Genomic DNA, 20502 nt, shown 5'->3' on the forward strand with positions numbered 1-20502 from the left:
TAGCCGGAGTAAGTATGGTGGCCTGGGCCACTTATGTCATCTGGTCGAATAAAAATCGGCACATTGCCCTGCCCCCCGCAGACGTGCAGTATCGATCGTTTGCAGAAGTAGGCCGCGATTCAGGTCGGGGAAACCTGATTGGAATTCAACCTTACATGCTAGCCGTTGATTATTCCAGCGAAGAGGCCTTCTTCCAGAAACTCAATGGCTATTTTGCTGAAGCTCGCCGCAAAGGCTGGCTGAATCGCAAAAGCATTGTGATCTTACCCGAAAATATCGGATTATGGTTAGTCGTGGCCGGTGAAAAACGCGAAGTATACACGACGTCTCGCCTTGATGAGGCCATGAAAACGCTCAAATACAGTAATTATTTCTCGTTTCTATCGTCACGGATGCAGGCTCCACCGGGCATTAAGGATCAGGCCAGTTATGCCTTGTTATCCATGAAAGCGATGGACATGGCTACGATTTATCAGCAGACTTTTTCACATCTGGCCAGCACCTATGATGTAACCATTGTTGCCGGAACGATTCCGTTGCCTGAACCTTCTATTCGCGAGGAGAAATTGATGTTTGAAGAGCAAGGTTCGCTGTACAACGTTTCGGGGGTGTTTTTACCCGATGGCTCGCTGGGGGGATTGGTTCGCAAAACACATTTAAGTGAAACGGAGCGTAAGTTTATTACGCCCGGAAAAATCACTGACTTATCTGTTACTGAAACACCTGCCGGAAATCTGGCGGTATTAATCAATCAGGATTCCTGGTTTTCAGAAGCTTATACTACCATTCGCGGAAAAAAACCAGCCATAGTGGCCGTTCCTGCGATCATTACCATGAATAACTTTTTCCGGGTTCCCTGGTCGGGTTATAAAGAGTACCTGACGCCCGCCGATGCCCGGGACGATGTTTCGAAAATCACCGAAGAGGAGGCCTGGCAGAAATACAGCTTCGTTGGCAGAGCCAATAAAGAGGCGAATATCAAAAGCGGTATGGGAGTCTTTCTGCACGGCGAACTCTGGAACCTAGGTTCAGATGGGGAGACACTAATGGTGCAGGATACGACGTTCTACGAAGGAAAAAACACCCAGGGGGCTAGTTTGTCCTGTTTGTGGTTATAAAGCCAGCGTAAATAAGCACGGATTCATTCTGGAAAACCCTCGGGGAAGCCTACTTTTGCGGTTTAGTCCAGGTACGTACTGACCGATCTTAAACTCAGCAAGGTAACAGCTATCCCGTTCAGGGATATCCTTCCGTATGAATCGTATTACCACTTCAATTCTCATTGCCCTCGTGGCAGGTGTGTTTTTCATCCCTTTTTTAGGGAATGTCCATTTGTTCGACTGGGATGAAATCAACTTCGCCGAAGCTGCCCGGGAGATGATTGTTCTCAAGGATTACCTACGTGTACACATTGATTTTCAGCCTTTCTGGGAAAAGCCACCCTTCTTTTTCTGGCTTCAGGCCCTAGCCATGAACGTCTTTGGGGTAGGAGAGTTTGCCGCTCGTTTGCCTAATGCCATTTGTGGAATCATTACGCTGATTTTATTATACCATCTGGGCGAGCAGCTTTTCAACCGCCGTTTTGGCCTGCTGTGGGTAGCTTGTTACTTCGGTTCTATTCTGCCGCATTTATATTTTCGCTCCGGGATTATCGATCCGTGGTTTAACCTCTGGATTTTCCTGGGCTTAAACGGAGTGATCTTCTTCCGCTGGAAAAAAGACCGCTTTAGCATTCGATTACCTAGAGGACAGTGGTTTTATTTATTGCTGGGCGGATTCTTACTCGGCATTGGTATGCTTACCAAAGGCCCCGTTGCATTCATTATCGTTTCACTGACGTTGGGCGTATACTTCGTTCTGAACGGCTTTAAGTTCTACATCAGCCCTTTACAATTCATCATTTTTGCATTAATGACGTCGGTGGTAACGGCCATCTGGTACGGCATTGAAACCTACAAAAATGGATTCTGGTATCTTCAGGAGTTCATTAAATACAGTTACCGCTTGTTCTCTACCCCCGACGCTGGTCACGGTGGTTTTCCGGGGTATCACTTCGTCATTCTATTTTTTGGCTGTTTTCCCGCCAGTACGTTTGCTCTGCGAGCCCTGAGCTTCCGAAGTCAGCCCGGAGAAACCGATTATCAGCGAGATTATCAGAAGTGGATGGTAATTCTATTTTGGGTGGTGTTGATCCTGTTTACAATAGTCAAATCGAAGATCGTGCATTATTCTTCGATGTGTTACTTCCCACTGACGTACCTGGCAGCCCTAACGTTGCAACGAATGTGGGAAGGACGTGTGAGGTTCAGTACCTGGATGAAGGTAAGTCTAATCGTTTCGGGTGGCATTTTCGTGCTATTAACCATCGCTTTACCCATCCTTTCTAATCACATTGACTGGATTCAATCGAAAATTGCTAACGATACGTTCGCCGTAGCTAACCTGGATGCCAAAATTACCTGGACGGGCTGGGAAGCCACACCTGGCGTAGTGCTGGCGATGGTTCTGGCTGCTGGATTATACTTCTTTAATCGTCAGCAATACTCCAAAGGCGTTACGACATTGTTTCTGGGAACAGCAGTTTTTATTACGCTAACACTCGGCTTCTTTATTAACCGAATTGAAGGCATTTCACAGGCGGCAGCCATCCGTTTTCTGGAAGCCCGGCAGGGGGAAGATTGTTACATTGTTACCTATCGTTACCGGAGTTATGCTCCCTATTTTTACGCTCGTCAGCAGCCCGGTCGCCACTTAAGTAGTTGGCAGGATGATTGGGCTTTACGTAGTCCTGAGGTAGATAAACCTGTATATGTCATTACTAAAAACTACTTTGAAGCTGAAACCGATACCATGTCACAACTGCAAAAAATAGGCTCCGAAAATGGCTTTGTCTTTTATAAAAGGAAGTAATCGTTTTGTTCATTATTAACTAATAACAGTAAAAATCTTAGTATAACAGAGAAGGCCGGTGACTAATCATCACCGGCCTTCTCTGTTATAACTTATCAGAAAACTAAAAACTTAACGGCTTACCGAGGTCGTTTTAGCTGTTTTTTTCTTCATGAAATCACCGCGGGAAAAGAATTTCTCGATCATGCAGTAGAGTAGAATGAAGAAATAACGACTACCCATTTCCTTAATTTTAAGCTTCGATTCACCGTATTTCCGGTTCGTCCAAGAATTGGGAATAATTTCGAAAGAATACCCCCGAACGTAAGCTTTCAGCGGTAGCTCAACCGTGAGGTTAAAGTGCGGAGAAAGAAAGGGTTTAATTCCTTCAATCGTTTCACGTTTGTAGAGTTTAAAAGCGTTGGTTGTATCGTTATACTTAATGCCAATCATCATTCGAATGATCAGATTGGCTACCCGGTTAATCGTCTTTTTTAAGGCTGGGTAATCAATGACTTTGCCTCCTTTTATCCAGCGGGAGCCGAAAACGGCGTCAGCATCGGTTTCCCGCATTTTATAATAATATCGCACCAAATCCTCGGGGTCGTCCGACATATCAGCCATCATAACCGCTACGCAATCGCCTGAAAAACGCTCCAGACCATACCGAACGGCATACCCAAAGCCATTGGGGCCCAGATTGGTTTCATAATGGAGCGTTGGAATTTGCAGGGATAACTGCTGTAAAACCTGTAAGGTATTGTCTTTTGAATTATCGTTAGTGACGAAAATCTCGTGTTCAATTCCTTCCCGAGCTAATGTTTTATACAACGACAGCAAGGTTTCAGAAATAGAATCTTGTTCGTTGTAAGCTGGAATAACAACACTGAGTTTCATAAAAAGGGAAGGATTGGACGAATGGACGATAATTGATAAATGAATAGCAAAGATAGAATTTCCTGGCACTATTTCGATATTAATCAGTGGAGTAACTCAGGGTTTAACAACAGAAACGCCGGACTTTAAAGCCCGGCGTTTTTTCTGTTATTCTAAAAATTCAAACTAGGCGTGACGCAGACGTTCAGCGATTCCATCGTGGATCTCTGAAAGCGTCGACGTAATGTCGTACGTCCAGTTCCAGCCGGGATAATGAGCTTTAAATTTCGATAAATCGGAAACGTACCAGATGTGATCACCGATGCGGTTGGTGTCTGAATACGTATAATTCATGGTGTTACCGGTGATTTCCTCACATACTTTGATGGCCTCCAGCATGGAAACGTTGGCAAAACGACCCCCACCGGCGTTGTACACTTCGCCTGCTCGTGGATTCTGATAGAAGTGCCAGAACATATTCACCAGATCATGAGCGTGGATATTATCCCGAACCTGCTTGCCTTTGTACCCGAAAATGGTATAAGAGTTACCCGTAATGGCACATTTCATCAGGTAAGATAGAAATCCGTGTAGCTGTGCTCCCGAGTGGTTGGGTCCTGTCAGACAGCCTCCACGGAAGATACCCGTTTTCAGACCAAAATACCGACCGTATTCCTGTACGAGTACGTCAGCCGCTACTTTTGAAGCTCCAAATAAGGAGTGTTTGGTATGGTCAATGCTTAAATTTTCATCGATGCCATTCTCATAATAGGCATGATCTTCCGCGATTTCCCAACGAGTTTCGGTTTCTACTAAGGGAAGGAAGTTAGGGTTATCTCCGTAAACTTTGTTCGTAGAAGTAAAAATGAAAACGGCTTCTGGACAGTGTAAACGAGTCATTTCCAGTAGATTAAGCGTACCCGTAGCGTTTACCGAGAAATCCGTGAAAGGCTCGCGGGCAGCCCAGTCGTGGCTGGGTTGAGCAGCCGTGTGTACAATCAGCTTAATGTCTGCACCAAATTCCTTAAAAATTACTTCCAGCTCTTCAACAGAGCGAATATCAGCGGTACGGTGAACGTAGTTGGAATATTTTTCTTGAATGCGGTTTCGGTTCCATTCGGTGTTACCATCCGTTCCAAAGAAATATTGCCGCATGTTATTATCAACACCGACAACCATATCAAATTTATCTGCGAAGAAAGAAACTGACTCACTTCCAATCAACCCGGCAGAACCCGTTACTAAAGCAATGTTCATGTGTTAAAGGTTTAAAAAAATGATTTAAGTAAACAGACTATTGAAGATCAAGCAATCCCAACGCTAAATTAATACTTAATGCAAAAAAAGCGGCACTGAATATATCAAGTACCGCTTTTCATGTATAAGTGTTCTCAAAAAAGGAATTAATTATGAGTAGATCCCTTCTCTGACAATAATTTAAGACGAATATCTTCGGCACGCTGAGCAACACCTTCTTTATCAGGCCAATTTTGTTTCAACTGTGCCGCAGCACTATCAGGAGAAACGCCGTAAACAGTTTTGTTGTTCTTACGAACGTCAGGCTGGTCGATGGTATTCGCGTTTTGATAGGAGCAGGAAGCCAGCAGGCTACCTAGCATAAGAACGGATAATATCGTTTGTACTCGCTTCATAAGGAGAATGATGTCAGGGACTGGCTGCAAAAATAGCTAGCAAATGATTCAGGACAAACACATTATTGGATTTTCCTGTTCAATAAACCTATGAATTAACTTTGAGTTTTAAAAAAGTGGGAGAATTATACGAAAATCGTTCGCTGTAGTGCATCCTCAATTATCTTTACTCCTCTTAGTTTGTCCGCCAACATTATGATCCAACTTTTTCTCGAAAGCCTGTTCTGGTTGCTGATTTTCCTGGTGTTTTATACCTATTTGGGGTATGGCATTTTTCTCTGGTTTCTGGTAAAAATCCGGGGAAAGAAAAAAAGTCGCTTTAACGCCAACTACCAGCCCGAAGTAACCCTCGTGATTCCGGCGTATAATGAAATGAATTGCTTGGCTGAGAAAGTACAGAATTCATTAACCCTGAATTACCCGGCTCATTTATTAAAAATTCTTTTCGTCACCGAAGGTTCGACGGATGGCAGTACCGAATGGTTACAGCAACAATACGGTAGTAACGAGCGAATTTCGGTAATGGGCGGGGCCCAGCGGCGGGGAAAAATCGAAGCCATTAACCTGGCCATGCAGCAAGTACACTCCCCACTGGTGATTTATACCGATGCCAATACCAATCTGAATCCCGATGCTATCCCTAATATTGTCCGGCATTTTGCTGATGCAGAAGTTGGGGCCGTTTCGGGAGAAAAACGGATTCAGACCTTTGATAATGAGGCAGCGGCGGGAGCTGGAGAAGGGTTATACTGGAAATACGAATCTTTTCTGAAAAAACTCGATACCGACTTATATAGTGTTGTAGGAGCCGCTGGCGAATTATTTGCCATCCGAACGGAGCTTTATGAGCACGTCGAAAAAGATACTTTGCTCGACGATTTTATGATCTCCCTGCGAATCGCCAGTCGTGGCTTTCGCGTGGTTTACGATCCCGAAGCGTATGCTCTGGAGCGACCTTCGTTTTCAATTGGAGACGAGAAAAAACGTAAAGTTCGCATTGCAGCGGGTGGTTTCCAGTCCATTGCCCGCTTGCCGCACTTGCTCAATATTTTCCGCTATGGCTGGCTTTCGTTCCAGTACATTTCTCACCGACTGATGCGTTGGGCGGTAGCTCCATTTGCCTTACCGCTGATTTTTCTGATCAACCTATTACTGGCATTGATGACTGAAGGCTGGTTTTACCCAGCATTATTCATTGCTCAGGTTGGTTTTTACGCGGCGGCTATGTTGGGTTACTATTTCGAAAATCGAAAGCTTCGCATTAAGGCATTATTTGTGCCCTATTACTTTTCCTTTATGAACTGGTGTGCGATTCTAGGCTATTTCCGTTATAAAAACGGACTGTCTTCGGGAATCTGGGAAAAGGTGCGGAGGGCTCAATAAGGTCCGTTTATGTAGAAAAGAAAAGGCTCCGAACTTCGGAGCCTTTTCTTTTCTGTTACATTTTGACAAACTTCTTAATCACACGTTCCTGCCCCTGCCGAATTTCAAGTAAGTAAACACCTTTATTCAGTGAGGAAACATCCAATTTTTGATGGAAGCTATAGCCTTCTTTCTTATGCAGTTGTTGTTTAATGCTACGGCCCAAGCCAGAGTCATAGAGGTAGAATTCCACCGGAAGAGCGTTATCATTTTCCAGCGAAACCTCCACAAAGTCAACAGCGGGAACCGGGAACACCTTCAAACTGCTTAACGATGAGCTCAACACTGGGGCCGCAGCTTCCGCAGCTACCCGACCCGCCGTTGAAGTGGTAGGACCAGGGACGACAAACACCGGGGTTTCAGAAACCGGAATGGTTACCTTACCCGCCGTAGCTGTCAGTGTTGTTACCTGCATGGAATCGCTACCGATCACGGGTTTGTAAAGCTTCGCAGTGCTTGCTCCGTTAAGATTGAGCACATAGCTAGCCGTCCGTTCTTTTTCGTCGGGCACTACCAGCATGTACATGGACTGATTGTTATACTTGTAATGGTCCACAATAGGGTCATTCTGAAGCGTAGACTGGTAACTGAATTCCCCAAATTTTTCATGGACCTGATGAATGTAATCGGCTGCTGGTTTACGAGTCTGATCGGTATTAATCAAGCCCATTGAACCAAACTGCGTTGGCGAAAGGAAATTATCGTCGTACATCTGATACAGGAACACTTTTTCAATACCTGCCCGGGCATAAAGTAAGGAGGTACGTAAGATCCAGTCTGCCTGCGTTTGAATAGCCGTCTTATTTCCAATGGCAATGGCTTTTAGCGGGCTACCCTGATTCAGGTCATAACCTGTTTCGGTTACCCAAACGGGCATCCCCTGTGATTGCTGATGAGCTAAGGTATTAAAATCAGACGCAATCTGACGGACTCGGGTTACTTCGGGGGCGGCTCCACGGGAAGCCATGCCGTTTTGCATCATAGCACCGTCGTCCGAATACAGGTGATAATTAATCACGTCCCAGCAAAGGTTAACGCTGCCGTCCGCTTTGTAACCCCGGTATTCTTTGCACCAGTCAATCATTCCCTTGATGTAATCCACCGAAGCTGCTGCCAAACCAGCCACTACCACCTTCATATTAGGATCTGCGTTTTTAATACCAACGCCGGGGCCCATGGTGTTTTTATGACCATCGTAAAAAGCCGAAAGGTTGGCGGCGTATTCACGGCTGGTCTGGTAAGCTTTGCGACCTTTCCACCATTTGTCACGTTCGTTTTCGCACTCAATGTACTTGATGAGGTTCAGACCAATTTTTACCGTATTAATGCCGTCGTTATTCCAGCGTTGAGAGCTGTTTACGCTCATTAAAGATGGGTCAACGTTGGTATTACTTCCGTAACGGGCTGCGTACTGGAAACCTACTTTAGCCTGTTCAATATAGGAAGTGGGATTGGTCAGGTCTTTACCGTAACGAAGCGGAATGTTCTCCGAATCACGTTCATCATCGGGGTAGGTTTCCTGCATCCAGTTTGGGATGGTTTTAAGACAGGCTAATACTTCGATACCCTCGGCCTTGCAGCGTTCGTAGATGATATCATAATTCCAGCCACCGCTGTGTACTGGGTTAAAGGTATATTTCCCTTCGGTTGACTCCAGTTTTTCCCAGTCCATGTAATGACGAATACCTGAGAAATTTTTAACGGCCTTGAGCTTCGTTTCATTGATGACCGTTGGATTTTGGCCATCTTCAAAATCCCATTCAAAGGCATTGATTCCGAACATATCCTTCAGCTTCACGGATTTTTGCGGAGCTGCTGTAGGCTGATTAGTGGCAGCCTGATAGGTTCCGTAGATTTCCATTTCGTTGGGATATTGATACCAGGCATTCAGAACCAGATAACGGGCATTGGGAATAGGGGTATCAAGGGTGAACGTAGAATAACGATCGGGGTAAGGGCCTACCCACTCATTGTAACGTTCCCCCGTGAAGGTAGCGATGGGGATACGTTTCCAGTTCTCATCAATAATGGATATGGTTACCGGATTATCCTTCAAGGAGCCTTCTCCATCGTAGAACCGAATACTCTGAATCGTCATTCTTTCTCCATCCTGAAGAGGATAATAAGCGTCAAAGTTATTCAGAATTTTTCCCCAACCTGTATTGACAGCCACATCCGTAATGCCATCAAATAAGCCCTCAAGCCCATTGCTGACGTTATTCAACTGATACCAACGTTTGGGATCAAGTGTGATTTTAGTCCCTACTACTTCATAAGCAGGAGTTGTAGTCGAAGGACTAGTGGGGGCAGTTTGGTTAGCTTTTACAAGAACATTAACAGTCTCGTTTCCCGCTGCTGTATAATTCTTACTCGCGGCTTGCGAAGCCGTGATAGAAGTCGTTCCAGCAGCCACAACATTAGCTTTCCACTGACCAGTAGCGTTCGAAACCGAGATAATATCGGGATTTGCCGAGGTATAGGTAATGGGCGATTCGTTGTTGTTACTAGTAGCATTAAGCACGAAAGGCTGATCACCTACCTTTTTCTCGGGAATGGCAGGGAAGGAAACAACGGACGGTGAGAGAACCGAATTCGAAGTACCTGTTTTAATTTCCAACCAGTTGAAATTCCAGTCACCTTGTTTGATGAACAAACGTAGCTTCTGACTGCCCTCAGGTAGGGCTACCGTTGTGGTGATAGTAGACCAGACTTGCCAGCCACCCGTTTGGGGTACACTTATGGTTTTTAAAACGGTTCCATTGCCATTCTGAACTTCAAATTTCCCGTTCCCATAACTATTGGCTATCCGAAAATTAAGGGTATAATTTCCCGCAGAGGGTACTTTGATGTTATAATCCAGCCAGTCGTTACTGTCAATTCGGCCTACGTTAAGACCGCCACCCACATCGCTGGTGGTTTCCGTCTGCACGCCCAGCATGGCATCATAATCTTCCGCTTCGATCTTAGCGGGGATGGGTCTACAGGCTTTTACTTCAAACCAGTTAAAATTCCAGGCTCCCTGTCTAGCAAAAATTCGAATGGTTTGATTACCAGCGGGTAAAGAAACGCTTGTACTGATGGTCGTCCAGCCTTGCCAGCCACCTGTTTGGGGTACGCTGAGCGTAGAGAGCACACTACCCGAAGCGTTTTGTAACTCGATTTTTCCATTCCCATAACTATTGGCAACCCGAAAACTGAAAGCATATACGCCAGCAGAAGGAACATTGACCTGGTAATCCATCCAGTCATTATCGTCGATCCAGCTTACATTCAAACCGCCACCCACATCACTGGTGGTCTCGGTCTGCACGCCTAGCATGGCATCATAATTTTCAGCCTCAATCTTCGCTGGTAAAGGCTTGTAAAGGTGGGGAGAAGGAGCTGAAGAAGCTCCATAGGAAATGCCAAGTGCTCCACAGAGCACTGCTGCAAGAAGTAAGGGTGATTTCATCTCAACTTTGTTGGCGGACAATAGTCGCTAGAAAATCTTTTAAAAGCTTTCTAAATTTTCTACGTTTCAGCCATTTTTTTGACGCGGTGAATAATTCGAATATTCATAGATAGAGCAGAGATAATCGTTAACAAATGTCATGCAATATAATTCAAAATATAATACATTTTATTTTATAATTTGTTTGTTATTTTCTCTTTTGTCGTTCATTTATTTAATATTTGTGTATGCATCTACTTCCTGCCTGGTTGTTGCAGCACCGTTTTAGCTACTCTGCCGAAAAACCCGACCCTTCACTCCTTGACGATCTAAAGACCCGACTTTCCAAGTTTCAGGTTGAAGATCCCGAGGTGACCATTGCTATTCCTGCGTATAATGAGGAACGAACCATTCTCAATACGCTATCTTCGCTGGCTAATCAGAAAACTCGCTTTCGGACGGAGCTGATTATTGCCAACAATAATTCTAAGGATCGCACCCAGGCTTTACTAGATGCTTGTGGGGTTAAATCCATTCTCGTAACGCAGCAGGGAATAGGCCATGCCCGGCAGGCGGGTTTGGAAGCAGCCCGTGGGAAATACCTGCTTAATGCCGACTGTGACTGCATTTACCCACCTACCTGGATTGATAGCTTGGTAGAACCCCTGACGACGCCTGAATTTTCCTGTACGTACGGGACGTATTCATTTTTGCCTAGTGCGGTTAATTCGAGAGCGGCTTTAATGTTACACGAAACCGTTTCTCATGCCGGATTCAAACTTCGCCGCTGGAAGGGTTTTGAATACATCAATGTACTGGGTTTTAACTTTGCGTTTCGTCGCAGTGATGGGCTGGACGTAGGTGGGTTCCGGGTGGATGCCGGGCATCAGGGAACGGTGGCCGCTCAGGGCGTATGTGAAGATGGCTGGATGGCGATGACCTTACTCGATAAAGGCAAACTTAAGCACGTAACCAAGGGGGCTCATGTTTGGACGGACGACCGGGTATTGAACCGTGATGGAGGTGTTCTAAAAGCTTTTAAAAAGCGTATTGCGGTAGAGTTCAGAAGGTTGGCTCAGAAATAATTATCAACTACTCATTAAGGCCTAAAAAATCCGCCCAATTCTACAAAACCGCCAGCTATTTATGAGTTCAAGTGCAAGCCTGCCAAAGGTTTCAATTGTAACGATCAATTACAATCAGGCAGAGGTTACTCGCCAATTTCTGGAATCTAGTCGTTTCCTCACGTATCCTAATTACGAAATCGTTATTGTAGATAACGCTTCCAAGCAGGTGCTGAGCACCGTTTTAGACGTGAGTGATTACCCAGGTACCCGCATCGTGCGAAGTGAAGAAAACCTGGGGTTTACTGGTGGAAATAACATCGGTATGGCAGCGGCTAATGGCGATTATTTCTTCATTGTGAATAATGATACGGAAATGCCTCCGTCCTTATTAGATGATCTGCTCAAGCCTTTCGCAACGGATCCCCGTATTGGAGTTACTTGCCCTAAAATCAAGTTTTTTGATTACCCTGACATCGTTCAATACGCGGGGTACAATCCCATGAATCCCTATACTGGTACGGCTACTCCCATTGGATTGAATGAAAAAGACGAGGCTAAATTTGATCAGTCGGGGGTTACCAGTTTTGCCCACGGCTGTGCTATGCTGGTCAAGCGGGAAGTTATCGAAAAGGTAGGCCGATTTGCTGAACGGTTCTTCCTGTATTATGAAGAGCTGGACTGGTCACAACGAATTAAAGACGGTGGGTTTTTGATTTATTACGTCGGAACCACGCACATTTTACATAAAGAATCGGTTTCAGTGGGTCCAGCCAATCCTTTAAAAACCTATTACCTGACTCGTAACCGTATCTTATATATCCGTCGGCACGGAAGCTGGTTTCAACGAATGGTTTTTTACGGATTTTTTGCATTTGCCGTATTGCCTAAACACTTGCTGACGTATCTTATTCAGGGAAAAATGGCTCATGCCAAAGCCTTTATGAAAGGAGTTTCCTGGAATTTACACTCACCCAGTACTTCAGCGGTATAGATTTAAGCCGCAGCCAGAAGCTTTTTCTGCTCTTCCTGATCCAGTCGCCGGGTTACATCAATCAGGGCGGCCATCAGGTAGATGTATATGCTCGAAGGAAACTGGACGATGGCTTCCTGGGGGTAATTGCCAATATTAAGAGCAAAGACCGAAAGAGTCATGGCCAGACAATACATTTTCAGCTCCGGATTTCGGATTGCGTAATAATTGATAATACCCGTTCGAATGATCTGAAACATAAGTAGACAGAAAAGGAACAGGCCAATCCAACCCATCTCTACTGCTACGCGAACATAACCGCTATCCGGTGGAAAATTAGCCAGGTACGAATTCGGAGCGAAGCGTTGTCCCCATACGCCCGTAGCTCCTAAACCACCACCAATCGGGTGGGAGAGAATATACGGCTGGATACGTTTCTGATTAGCCTTTCGTAAATTAAACGAAGCATCTTCCGAAGGCTTGAAGGCCGACTGGAACCGATAAAGCGTCTGATTGGAGGTGGGAATAAAAATCAGAATGACCATGAGTATGGCCGCAACAATACTAAATTGTAATACCCTTGGGGTGTAGTTTAAGATTCCAAACATAGCCAGACCAGCCGGTACTAATACGTAGGCTCCCCGCGTTCCGGAAAATAGCATAGCCGCCATATAAAAGACGATTAATACTCCTAGCACGTATTTCTTCCAGGTTTTTAAATTTCCAGAAATCAGGGCTACGCAGATGAGTGCCGCAATCACCATGTTATAGGAAAAAGCCACGGGGTCGGAAAGAATCGAATACTTACGCCAGTGCCCTCCGATAAATAAAAGGTTGGCGATGTTCGGATCAGAATGTAACCACTCTTCTTCTGCGGCTGAAAAGCCGATATACTCCTGTTTGAAGGCGTAGCCGGCGGCGTATGCTGCCAATAATAGCCACATTTTAAGAATAGTACGTATGAGTTGTACCGTGCGAATTTGATACTTAAACACGAAGTACATCAACATTACGAAAGCTACCGACCGAACCGTATACACCCAGGCCAGACGGGATTCCGCCGCAGGGTTAACAATTTCCAGAAAATTAAAGGCAATCCAGACCCAGATCATCGTACTGATACGGCCCTGAAAAACACTCCAGTCGGGCTTGGCTCGCTGGTAGATGAAAAAGCCCAGAATGAGCATGAGCTGAATGCCATCCATCAACGTACCCAATGGAAAATTGAGCCCAAATCGCATCAGGTAAAAAAGCAGATACGCAAAAGCCAATAAGACTAGTATGCCAAAAGAGGGCTTGGCCACAATGGCGTAAACGCAGGGAATACCAATGAGCGTGGCAATAATACCTGCTCCTGCTACTATTCCATAGGTAACCGTAAGCCAGCCCATTGCCAGTGATAAAACCAGCAAAATGGAAATGCCCGGAACATTATAGAACTTTTCAATCCAGAGCTTTTGTCGAAGCCAGGAACGAAGCGTGGGGCGGGTGCTTTCAGAAGACGATATGGGATAGGGAACTTCGCTCACCTAAAAAAACAGGAGTTTAAAGAAAAAGACAAATACACTGGCCAGAGCCACCCAGATGGCTACCTTGCGGGTAATGATTTGAATAGGCGTGAGGTTTTCCGTTGAATCAGGCAAGTCCTCCTCCGTTGTTCGTTCAGGATATATCTTCATAACATCACGTTAAGATTCGGAGCCTTCGTGTTTGGTAGCTACTGAATACTTATTGGCTTTCCTGGCTTTCAGTAAAGCCAGGATTTGATACATCATAAAGCTGGGAATATTCACCAGAGAACGGTAAATCCGGGGATCCGTTTCGGAGCTAATCAAAGCCAGCAGGAAGCCTACCACAAATAATATCAAGCTAATCAGCCAGCTTAGGGAAGCTAAAGGAGCAATCAGCAAATTAACCAGCATGAATATAACTGACAGCACCAGGAATATAAAAAGTGGTGGTCTGAGCAGAATAAACCCAAATACAAACTGATTCCAGTTAAACGAGCGAATGCCTTTGCCAATAAGCTTGAAACCGTAGGTGAAATACTTGAACCAGGTGTTAATCCAGCGGGCTCGTTGTTTGACCAGCTGATCCGATTTAGCCGTTTTTTCGTCGTAAACAATAGCTTTATCCGTGAACGCAATTCGGTAACCCCGGCTAATTATGGCGTATTGTAACACCTTGTCAAAACCGGCTCCGCTTACGTCGAGATGTTCCAGACATTCCCGGTATAAACGCACGGTAAAAGCCATGCCTGAACCAGCCAGGGTAGCTGAAGAACCCACGCCAAAAAGTACTTTTCCGTCGTAAAAGTGGTAATAAATGTCTCTCCCCGCATCCAGACAGGCCAGGGTGGTATTCATGTTTTTTGCTTCGCGAATACCCTGAACAGCCTGAAAACCCTGATCGAAGTAAACATTGAGTTCATTCAGGTATTGAGGGTCCACGAGGTTATCACTGTCAATAATCGTGAGCCGTTCGTGCGGTCTTCGGAAATGGCGAATGGCATAAAAATGAGACCGCGTATTACTCGCAAGAACCTGCTCCGGACGAAGTAAAATAACCCGTGGATCAGGAAAGTGTAGATTACTAATATCGCACTTATCCGCAACGATATAAATCAGATAATTCGAGTAGTGTAAAGCTAGCAACGAATCTACTACTTTAGGCAATAGCGTGGTCTGTTCGTAGGCAGTTACAATAATCGCGTAATCGGCTTCAGGAGCAGTCGAACGATTCGGTAAGGTAGGTTTTCCTTTTAAAAGATAAATGACCCAGAGCACCAGCGGAAATACCAGGTTATAGCCAATGCAAATCTGGACGATGGCCCATAAATAATAGAACACAGTCATCGGGTTAGGCGGTTAAGCGATCGTCGTTTTATTTAGAATCCATCCCGTAAAGGAATTTTTCAGACTCGTTAAGTAGGTAACGGCGGGAGCCTTTTTCGCGGTAATGGTTTCACCGGACTTGTATACGGCCACCACTTTATCAGAAACCGCAATCCATTCCTTGGCTTTGTTGAGACTTTCCAGCGAGGGCGTCTCGATGAGGATTACATCAAAGTTACGGCTAAGCTCCTGCATTTTCTGCTGAACGGTTGTTTCGCTGGCAATTTCCAGTAATGAATAATCCAAACCCTTATTACTCAGAAACTGAATGGAGTGAGGGTCCGTTGCCACAGGTAAGGCGGTTTGTCCCGTCAGGTAGTCTTCCAAAAATAAGGTAGAGCCGGAGCTTTGACTAATGGATGGATTCAGGAAGTTACCATCGATGACTAATACTTTTTTCCCGATCATGGAGAAGGCCTGGGATAAGCTCAATGTAATCAGCGTTTTCCCTTCTCCCTGAGTAAGGCTGGTAATGGCCAGAATATGTTTGTCCTTTAGTTCATTATCCAGTTCAAAACGAACGGCTCGAAGTAAGTCTTTGTACTGCTGGACGTTCTTATTATCCGATTGATTCTGCCAGGACTGATTCAGCGAAGCCGGATCAGTCAGCACATTGAGTCGACCTAAAACCGGGCTATCGGTGGCATTGGCCAGTGACAAGGGATCCTGAATGGATTTGTCCAGGTAATAGATAATAAAGAAGACAAAAACGCAGAGAACGAAACTGACAATTCCTGATAAAGCAACTAGGATAATTTTTTTCGAAGGGGCTGCTGTTCCTGGTAAAGCTTTTTCAAGAATGCGAAGCTGAAGCGTATACTGAGAAAGCATTTTTGCTTCATTGTACCGTTGCAATGCTTCGATGTATTCTTTACTGGCTACATCAATACTTGTTTCATACTCCTGAACCCGAGCCTCATTAGGAACCATAGAATCCAGACGGCTATTTAACTTGTCAAGTTGATCCTGTAAGGATTTAATACTGTTCTGAGCTATTTCCCGTTGGATTTCCAGACTTAATTTCTGGGTGATTAAATCTCCTTTGGCTACTAATGGATTGTAGATGTAACTATCCGTTGCCGCACTGATTTGTATATTTAACTGGTTTTGTAAAGAGTCAACCCGTTGCTTGAATTTAGGGTCAAAGTTGCTTGAATAGTAAATATCGTTAGCGGCCCGTAACTGCTGTTTGACATCAATGACTTTTTGATTGATAGCCGTCATCGCGTTTTCAAGATACTGTCGGTCAGCGGGGTTAAACTTATTATCAATGTTCTTTAAAGCCGCCGTGTAAGCCACCACATCTTTGACTGCCACTTCTTTTTTAGTCTCAAAATCAGTGATTTCTCCGTATAAATTTCGAGCCTGTTCGTTAAGGTTTAATACTCTATTCTGAATTTTAAAGTTTTTAAGTTCATTCATACGCCGACTTAAATTCGACATCTTTTCATTCATGAATGCTTCTAAAAACTCAATGGATCGGGTATTACTACTCTGAAGACGATTGGAGAAGCGGTAATAAATTCATTACACAGGGCATTTACTGCAAACTCAGTCAGATACGGGTTTTCGCCTTCAAATTCTACCTTGATGAAGTCACTGTCACCCACACGATAGACAGTAAATTTTTTCGTTAATGACTCATTATCATATTTCATGGACTCCAGTAAGTCCTGAAGCTCAACCTCTTCTTTTTTCTGCGGAGAAAGCTCATCCCGGGTTGCAAGTTTTTGGGTAAAAATAGCAATAGCCCGGCTCCGTTGCTGAGGGCTTAAATCTTTTAATAAAGAACTGGGCTTTCGATAGGATTCTTCTGCCGATTTAGCTTTTAGATCATGCAGGATGAGCTGATAACCAATGGGATCCAGTGTCTTTTTCAATAACATGCTTTGAATGATGTTATTAAACTTCTGGCTGATCTCCGATTGCTGTTCGTCAGTACGTAAGGAAAACCCCTGATCAGTTTTATCCACCAGACCCGTCGAGATCCGAGCTTCTGATTTATACTGATCGGGTAATTTTTTTACTAGAAAATAACTGGCAATAGTAGTAACGAGAGGGACTAGTATTAAGATTAGTTTCTTGCTATACAAAAACTTTAGAAACTGTACGAATTCAGTCATAGATTCATTGATCGTTAAGGAACCTTTAACGCCTGTAAAAACTCAGACCGGGCAAAGGGCTAAGTTGAGCTAGTTAAAGTTTTATGTTTTCAAGTTTTTCTCCTACTAACTCTTCGAGGCGACTTTTAGCCACCAGCATTTCGCTTTCAGCCGTCATTTTACCCTGGGTATGATCTGAAATCATCAATAGCATTTTGTTATAGCTTTCCAGCGTTTCCTGACCCTTTTCATACTTGTATTTCACGTCCTTAAGCATGCTTTCTACATCCAGTAAAGCCTGAATTTTCGTTCTTAAAATGGCTTTTCGTTGAACATAAATGTAATACCTCTGCTCTACGTCGGCCTTAAGCGTCAAATCAAAAGCGTCTCTTTCATACACGACTACTTCCTGCTCGGCTTTGGCCTGCTTCACAAGAGCTGGTTTCTGAAGCAAAGCCCCAGCATTTACCACAAGCCCCAATTGATAGCCATTTAACAAATTGCGGGTGCTACCGCTAGGCTGGCTTGGATTTTGGTTAATCAGTGTTACGCTGTTATTGGGACTGTAGAGGTAGGTGAAGGATAAAGCGTCAAAGTAGGAAAGACGATTTTTCTTAATGACCGCATTGGCCGCGTCGATCCTGGAATTATACATTTTACTTTTAGGATACTTCTCCCGGGCAACTGCAATCAGTTTTTCCAAATAGGGATAAGAGATATCCTGCATCATGGAATTCTGCGATTCTTGTGCTCGCGTTTGTTGAAAAACGGAAAGAAAGATAGCGAGAACAAAGAAGAACTTTTTTATCATAGAACGGATGATATATGCATTTCCTGCTCTCGCCATGGGTGATGATGATTGAATAAGAAACGAGTGGGCAGTCTATTAGGATTATACATTCTCGGACTGAAATAGGGCCGGAAATGTTTTAAAAATAATTTTCATGTCCATAGCAAACGAGAAATTGCGAGCGTACTCAATGTCGAGTTGCATACGTTCTTCTTCGGACATATCCTGTTTACCTTTTCCTCGTTTAGTTACCTGCCAAAGCCCGGTCAGTCCAGCCGGTCCGGCAAAACGAAGAATATATTCGTCGGAAGTCAGTTTTTCAGCTTCGTAAAGCGGTAGTGGCCGATTACCCACCAGAGACATATCGCCTCGGAAAATATTGATGAGCTGAGGTAACTCGTCGATGCTGGTATTACGGAGGAAACCCCCAATGCGGGTAATACGGGGATCATTCCCAAACTTCATGAATGCGGCTTTGTTGTGTTTCCGCTGGAGATATACCTTTTCGCAAACGTGCTCATTGTCAAGGTATAGCATTTGAGGGCAGGCCGTATAACCCGAAGCTTTACACTCGGCACACAAGCTGTGATTCTGAGTCGAGGTCGTGTTTTCTACCTCTTTATTGTACATGTTGAAGGCGGCCATATCCTTCACCATTTTATCCGCATCCGTTCGCATGGTTCGGAACTTAAGCAGGTTAAATACTTTATAACCGGTACCTACGCGTTTGGATTTATAAATGATGGGTCCTTTGGAGTCCAGCCTGATTAGCAGGATGACGACTAGTAACAAAGGAGACAGTAAGATCAAAGCAGCACCCGTGGCAGAAATGTCAATTAGCCGTTTCCACCAGGGAATTTTTACATTAAAACGGGGCGTTTCGCTAGGTTGTAATGCTTTAAGCTGGTTTTTACGCAGAAAATAATGCAGTCGCAATAACAAATCACCCTTGCTAAAATCTGAGGGGAAAATGTCATTAGCACCAGCTTGCTGAGCCTCTTGGGCCAGTTCTGCACTTAGCTTGGGTACGGTTACCAACACTGGCAGGGACTGGAGCCAGGGCGTGGAACGAATTTCTTTCAGGAACGTACGAGCCTCTGGCGTGTAGCTAAGAATCACGGCATCGGCCGGATAATGATCCTTAAGGGCCGCTAGAGCCTCATGGGTTTCTTCTAATGGATTGATGTTCAGATTCTGACCAAACTTCTTGATAAAGTTCAGACTAGCTTCTGAATCTTGTTCCACGTATAATATACGCAGAGGTACAGAGGAGACAACAGACATTGTGGTGTCGTTTCAATGGCGTTATGCTTGGGCTTTGCAGAGAAGGAACATCGGTTCCCGTAGAAATTATCTGTAGACGCGACGAAGTACGGCTTTTACTTTTGCAGTGATTTCCATGGGATTAAAGGGCTTGGTCATAAAATCATCAGCCCCTAATTCTAGACACTGAATCCGATCATTACTTTCTTCACTTCCTGAAAGGATGATGACGGGAATATGTCCATACATATTACTTGAACGGAGGACTTTTAAAAATTCCTTTCCGTTTAAATGAGGCATGTTAAGATCTGCCACAATAAGATCTACGGGAGCACCCGTTTCGATCCATGACATACCGGCCATCCCATCATCTTTAATAACAGTATTGAAATCTTTGTTCAGGGCAAGTTGAAGTACTTTCCGGGTCATAGGTTCGTCGTCCAGAATAAGTACGGTCGGGTTTTCAACTGAATTCATAAATTGGCGGTGTTATAATGACAGTAATAACGAAAATACGGAAAATTACATGTTAAGTAAATTCCTTTTGTTGCGAACATAAGGCCTTTACTATGAAAAATAAGTGATTCAAAATGACTCGGTTAGGTCTAGCAGATAGAGTATACTAAATAATTCTATTGAGTATATTTTCTCTATAAATCTCATCTCTCAGCAAAGAATATTTAAAGGTAAATTATAATGCCAGACTTACGTGCTTATACCTTAAAAGATTTTTCACTTTAGATTAGTGTATTTATATATTTTATTTGAAAAACATAAAAAAATACTATATTTTACAAAAAAAAGCTTATCATTCATCATTATGTATGTTAGAAATCTTGATAGGTCTGATAGTAATATTGACTCAAGGTAATAATATGAATATTAATGCTTATTTATAGGTTTTTTTATGTACCATCATGTAATTCTTAAATAGTAAAGATTAAAATCAAAATGCTTTATATCTCAATGCTTAATATTTAACCACTTTAAATTATTTTTGGACTCAATTTGTAAAGTACTAAACGTCAGTAATAGGTCAGTTGATGAGAGTTTTGAGCAGTTCATCGAAAACGATCATTAAATCTTATCTATTTTTGATAAATAATAAAACTTTATTCTTGCCGCCCCCTGGAATAAATGTTGTTCT

17 protein-coding genes are annotated in these 20502 nt (G+C 43.9%); 5 read left to right on the forward strand and 12 right to left on the reverse strand.

Annotation, left to right across the window (positions count from 1 at the left end):
- The first annotated feature begins 14 nt into the window (after positions 1–14).
- Positions 15–1118: a nitrilase-related carbon-nitrogen hydrolase gene (locus BWI96_RS15370; protein WP_106637437.1), complete on the forward strand. Its 1104-nt coding sequence runs from the start codon at positions 15–17 to the stop codon at positions 1116–1118.
- Positions 1119–1254: 136 nt separating this feature from the next.
- Positions 1255–2910, forward strand: a complete 1656-nt coding sequence (locus tag BWI96_RS15375) for a glycosyltransferase family 39 protein (protein ID WP_106637438.1) — start codon at positions 1255–1257, stop codon at positions 2908–2910.
- Positions 2911–3021: 111 nt separating this feature from the next.
- On the opposite strand, the gene BWI96_RS15380 is transcribed toward BWI96_RS15375, so the two are convergent.
- From BWI96_RS15380 to BWI96_RS15390, 3 genes are all read right to left on the reverse strand, one after another.
- On the reverse strand, positions 3022–3786 hold the full coding sequence (locus BWI96_RS15380; RefSeq protein WP_106637439.1) for a glycosyltransferase family 2 protein: 765 nt from the start codon (positions 3784–3786) through the stop codon (positions 3022–3024).
- 165 nt (positions 3787–3951) lie between these two features.
- Positions 3952–5022, reverse strand: a complete 1071-nt coding sequence (locus BWI96_RS15385) for an NAD-dependent epimerase/dehydratase family protein (RefSeq protein ID WP_106637440.1) — start codon at positions 5020–5022, stop codon at positions 3952–3954.
- Positions 5023–5168: 146 nt separating this feature from the next.
- The gene (locus BWI96_RS15390) at positions 5169–5417 is read right to left on the reverse strand and encodes a hypothetical protein (protein WP_157830385.1); all 249 of its coding nucleotides are present in this window, start codon (positions 5415–5417) and stop codon (positions 5169–5171) included.
- Between the two features lie 195 nt (positions 5418–5612).
- On the opposite strand from BWI96_RS15390, the gene BWI96_RS15395 reads away from it, so the two are divergent.
- A complete protein-coding gene (locus BWI96_RS15395) occupies positions 5613–6800 on the forward strand; it encodes a glycosyltransferase family 2 protein (protein ID WP_106637442.1) in 1188 nt (395 codons plus the stop codon).
- Positions 6801–6855: 55 nt separating this feature from the next.
- Here BWI96_RS15395 and BWI96_RS15400 read toward each other — a convergent pair whose 3' ends face one another.
- Positions 6856–10290, reverse strand: a complete 3435-nt coding sequence (locus tag BWI96_RS15400) for a carbohydrate-binding protein (RefSeq protein ID WP_106637443.1) — start codon at positions 10288–10290, stop codon at positions 6856–6858.
- Positions 10291–10517: 227 nt separating this feature from the next.
- On the opposite strand from BWI96_RS15400, the gene BWI96_RS15405 reads away from it, so the two are divergent.
- Both BWI96_RS15405 and BWI96_RS15410 read left to right on the forward strand, forming a co-directional pair.
- On the forward strand, positions 10518–11354 hold the full coding sequence (locus tag BWI96_RS15405) for a glycosyltransferase family 2 protein (RefSeq protein ID WP_106637444.1): 837 nt from the start codon (positions 10518–10520) through the stop codon (positions 11352–11354).
- Positions 11355–11415: 61 nt separating this feature from the next.
- A complete protein-coding gene (locus BWI96_RS15410; RefSeq protein ID WP_106637445.1) occupies positions 11416–12327 on the forward strand; it encodes a glycosyltransferase family 2 protein in 912 nt (303 codons plus the stop codon).
- 2 nt (positions 12328–12329) lie between these two features.
- Here the strand turns inward: BWI96_RS15410 and BWI96_RS15415 are convergent, their stop codons facing one another.
- The 8 genes from BWI96_RS15415 to BWI96_RS15440 all read right to left on the reverse strand — a co-directional run bounded on the left by BWI96_RS15415 (position 12330) and on the right by BWI96_RS15440 (position 19832).
- Entirely contained in the window at positions 12330–13835 is a 1506-nt protein-coding gene (locus BWI96_RS15415; RefSeq protein ID WP_232793757.1) for an O-antigen ligase, read from the reverse strand.
- On the reverse strand, positions 13836–13985 hold the full coding sequence (locus BWI96_RS21955; RefSeq protein ID WP_198555269.1) for a hypothetical protein: 150 nt from the start codon (positions 13983–13985) through the stop codon (positions 13836–13838).
- A 9-nt stretch (positions 13986–13994) separates the two neighbouring features.
- On the reverse strand, positions 13995–15161 hold the full coding sequence (locus BWI96_RS15420; protein ID WP_106637446.1) for a glycosyltransferase: 1167 nt from the start codon (positions 15159–15161) through the stop codon (positions 13995–13997).
- Between the two features lie 12 nt (positions 15162–15173).
- Positions 15174–16622: a hypothetical protein gene (locus BWI96_RS15425; RefSeq protein WP_232793758.1), complete on the reverse strand. Its 1449-nt coding sequence runs from the start codon at positions 16620–16622 to the stop codon at positions 15174–15176.
- Positions 16623–16663: 41 nt separating this feature from the next.
- A complete protein-coding gene (locus BWI96_RS22520) occupies positions 16664–17323 on the reverse strand; it encodes a Wzz/FepE/Etk N-terminal domain-containing protein (RefSeq protein WP_232793759.1) in 660 nt (219 codons plus the stop codon).
- A 73-nt stretch (positions 17324–17396) separates the two neighbouring features.
- A complete protein-coding gene (locus BWI96_RS15430; RefSeq protein WP_106637447.1) occupies positions 17397–18113 on the reverse strand; it encodes a TolC family protein in 717 nt (238 codons plus the stop codon).
- Between the two features lie 81 nt (positions 18114–18194).
- Complete coding sequence (locus BWI96_RS15435) at positions 18195–19376, reverse strand: sugar transferase (protein WP_106637448.1); 1182 nt, start codon at positions 19374–19376, stop codon at positions 18195–18197.
- Between the two features lie 66 nt (positions 19377–19442).
- Positions 19443–19832 (reverse strand): response regulator transcription factor, encoded by a 390-nt coding sequence (locus tag BWI96_RS15440; RefSeq protein WP_106637449.1) that lies wholly within the window; start codon positions 19830–19832, stop codon positions 19443–19445.
- Positions 19833–20502: the final 670 nt, after the last annotated feature.

The organism is Siphonobacter sp. SORGH_AS_0500 (assembly GCF_002838835.1).
Lineage (GTDB): Bacteria > Bacteroidota > Bacteroidia > Cytophagales > Spirosomataceae > Siphonobacter.

What these genes read in the sequence shown, in the direction of transcription:
- BWI96_RS15435 (WP_106637448.1), bottom strand. Translation starts at nt 19,376, where the DNA reads ATGTCTGTTGTCTCCTCTGTACCTCTGCGTATATTATACGTGGAACAA.
- BWI96_RS15430 (WP_106637447.1), bottom strand. Translation starts at nt 18,113, where the DNA reads ATGATAAAAAAGTTCTTCTTTGTTCTCGCTATCTTTCTTTCCGTTTTT.
- BWI96_RS15390 (WP_157830385.1), bottom strand. Translation starts at nt 5,417, where the DNA reads ATGAAGCGAGTACAAACGATATTATCCGTTCTTATGCTAGGTAGCCTG.
- BWI96_RS21955 (WP_198555269.1), bottom strand. Translation starts at nt 13,985, where the DNA reads ATGAAGATATATCCTGAACGAACAACGGAGGAGGACTTGCCTGATTCA.
- BWI96_RS15370 (WP_106637437.1), top strand. Translation starts at nt 15, where the DNA reads ATGGTGGCCTGGGCCACTTATGTCATCTGGTCGAATAAAAATCGGCAC.
- BWI96_RS15400 (WP_106637443.1), bottom strand. Translation starts at nt 10,290, where the DNA reads ATGAAATCACCCTTACTTCTTGCAGCAGTGCTCTGTGGAGCACTTGGC.
- BWI96_RS15395 (WP_106637442.1), top strand. Translation starts at nt 5,613, where the DNA reads ATGATCCAACTTTTTCTCGAAAGCCTGTTCTGGTTGCTGATTTTCCTG.
- BWI96_RS15425 (WP_232793758.1), bottom strand. Translation starts at nt 16,622, where the DNA reads ATGAATGAACTTAAAAACTTTAAAATTCAGAATAGAGTATTAAACCTT.
- BWI96_RS15440 (WP_106637449.1), bottom strand. Translation starts at nt 19,832, where the DNA reads ATGAATTCAGTTGAAAACCCGACCGTACTTATTCTGGACGACGAACCT.
- BWI96_RS15375 (WP_106637438.1), top strand. Translation starts at nt 1,255, where the DNA reads ATGAATCGTATTACCACTTCAATTCTCATTGCCCTCGTGGCAGGTGTG.
- BWI96_RS15420 (WP_106637446.1), bottom strand. Translation starts at nt 15,161, where the DNA reads ATGACTGTGTTCTATTATTTATGGGCCATCGTCCAGATTTGCATTGGC.
- BWI96_RS22520 (WP_232793759.1), bottom strand. Translation starts at nt 17,323, where the DNA reads ATGACTGAATTCGTACAGTTTCTAAAGTTTTTGTATAGCAAGAAACTA.
- BWI96_RS15405 (WP_106637444.1), top strand. Translation starts at nt 10,518, where the DNA reads ATGCATCTACTTCCTGCCTGGTTGTTGCAGCACCGTTTTAGCTACTCT.
- BWI96_RS15410 (WP_106637445.1), top strand. Translation starts at nt 11,416, where the DNA reads ATGAGTTCAAGTGCAAGCCTGCCAAAGGTTTCAATTGTAACGATCAAT.
- BWI96_RS15380 (WP_106637439.1), bottom strand. Translation starts at nt 3,786, where the DNA reads ATGAAACTCAGTGTTGTTATTCCAGCTTACAACGAACAAGATTCTATT.
- BWI96_RS15385 (WP_106637440.1), bottom strand. Translation starts at nt 5,022, where the DNA reads ATGAACATTGCTTTAGTAACGGGTTCTGCCGGGTTGATTGGAAGTGAG.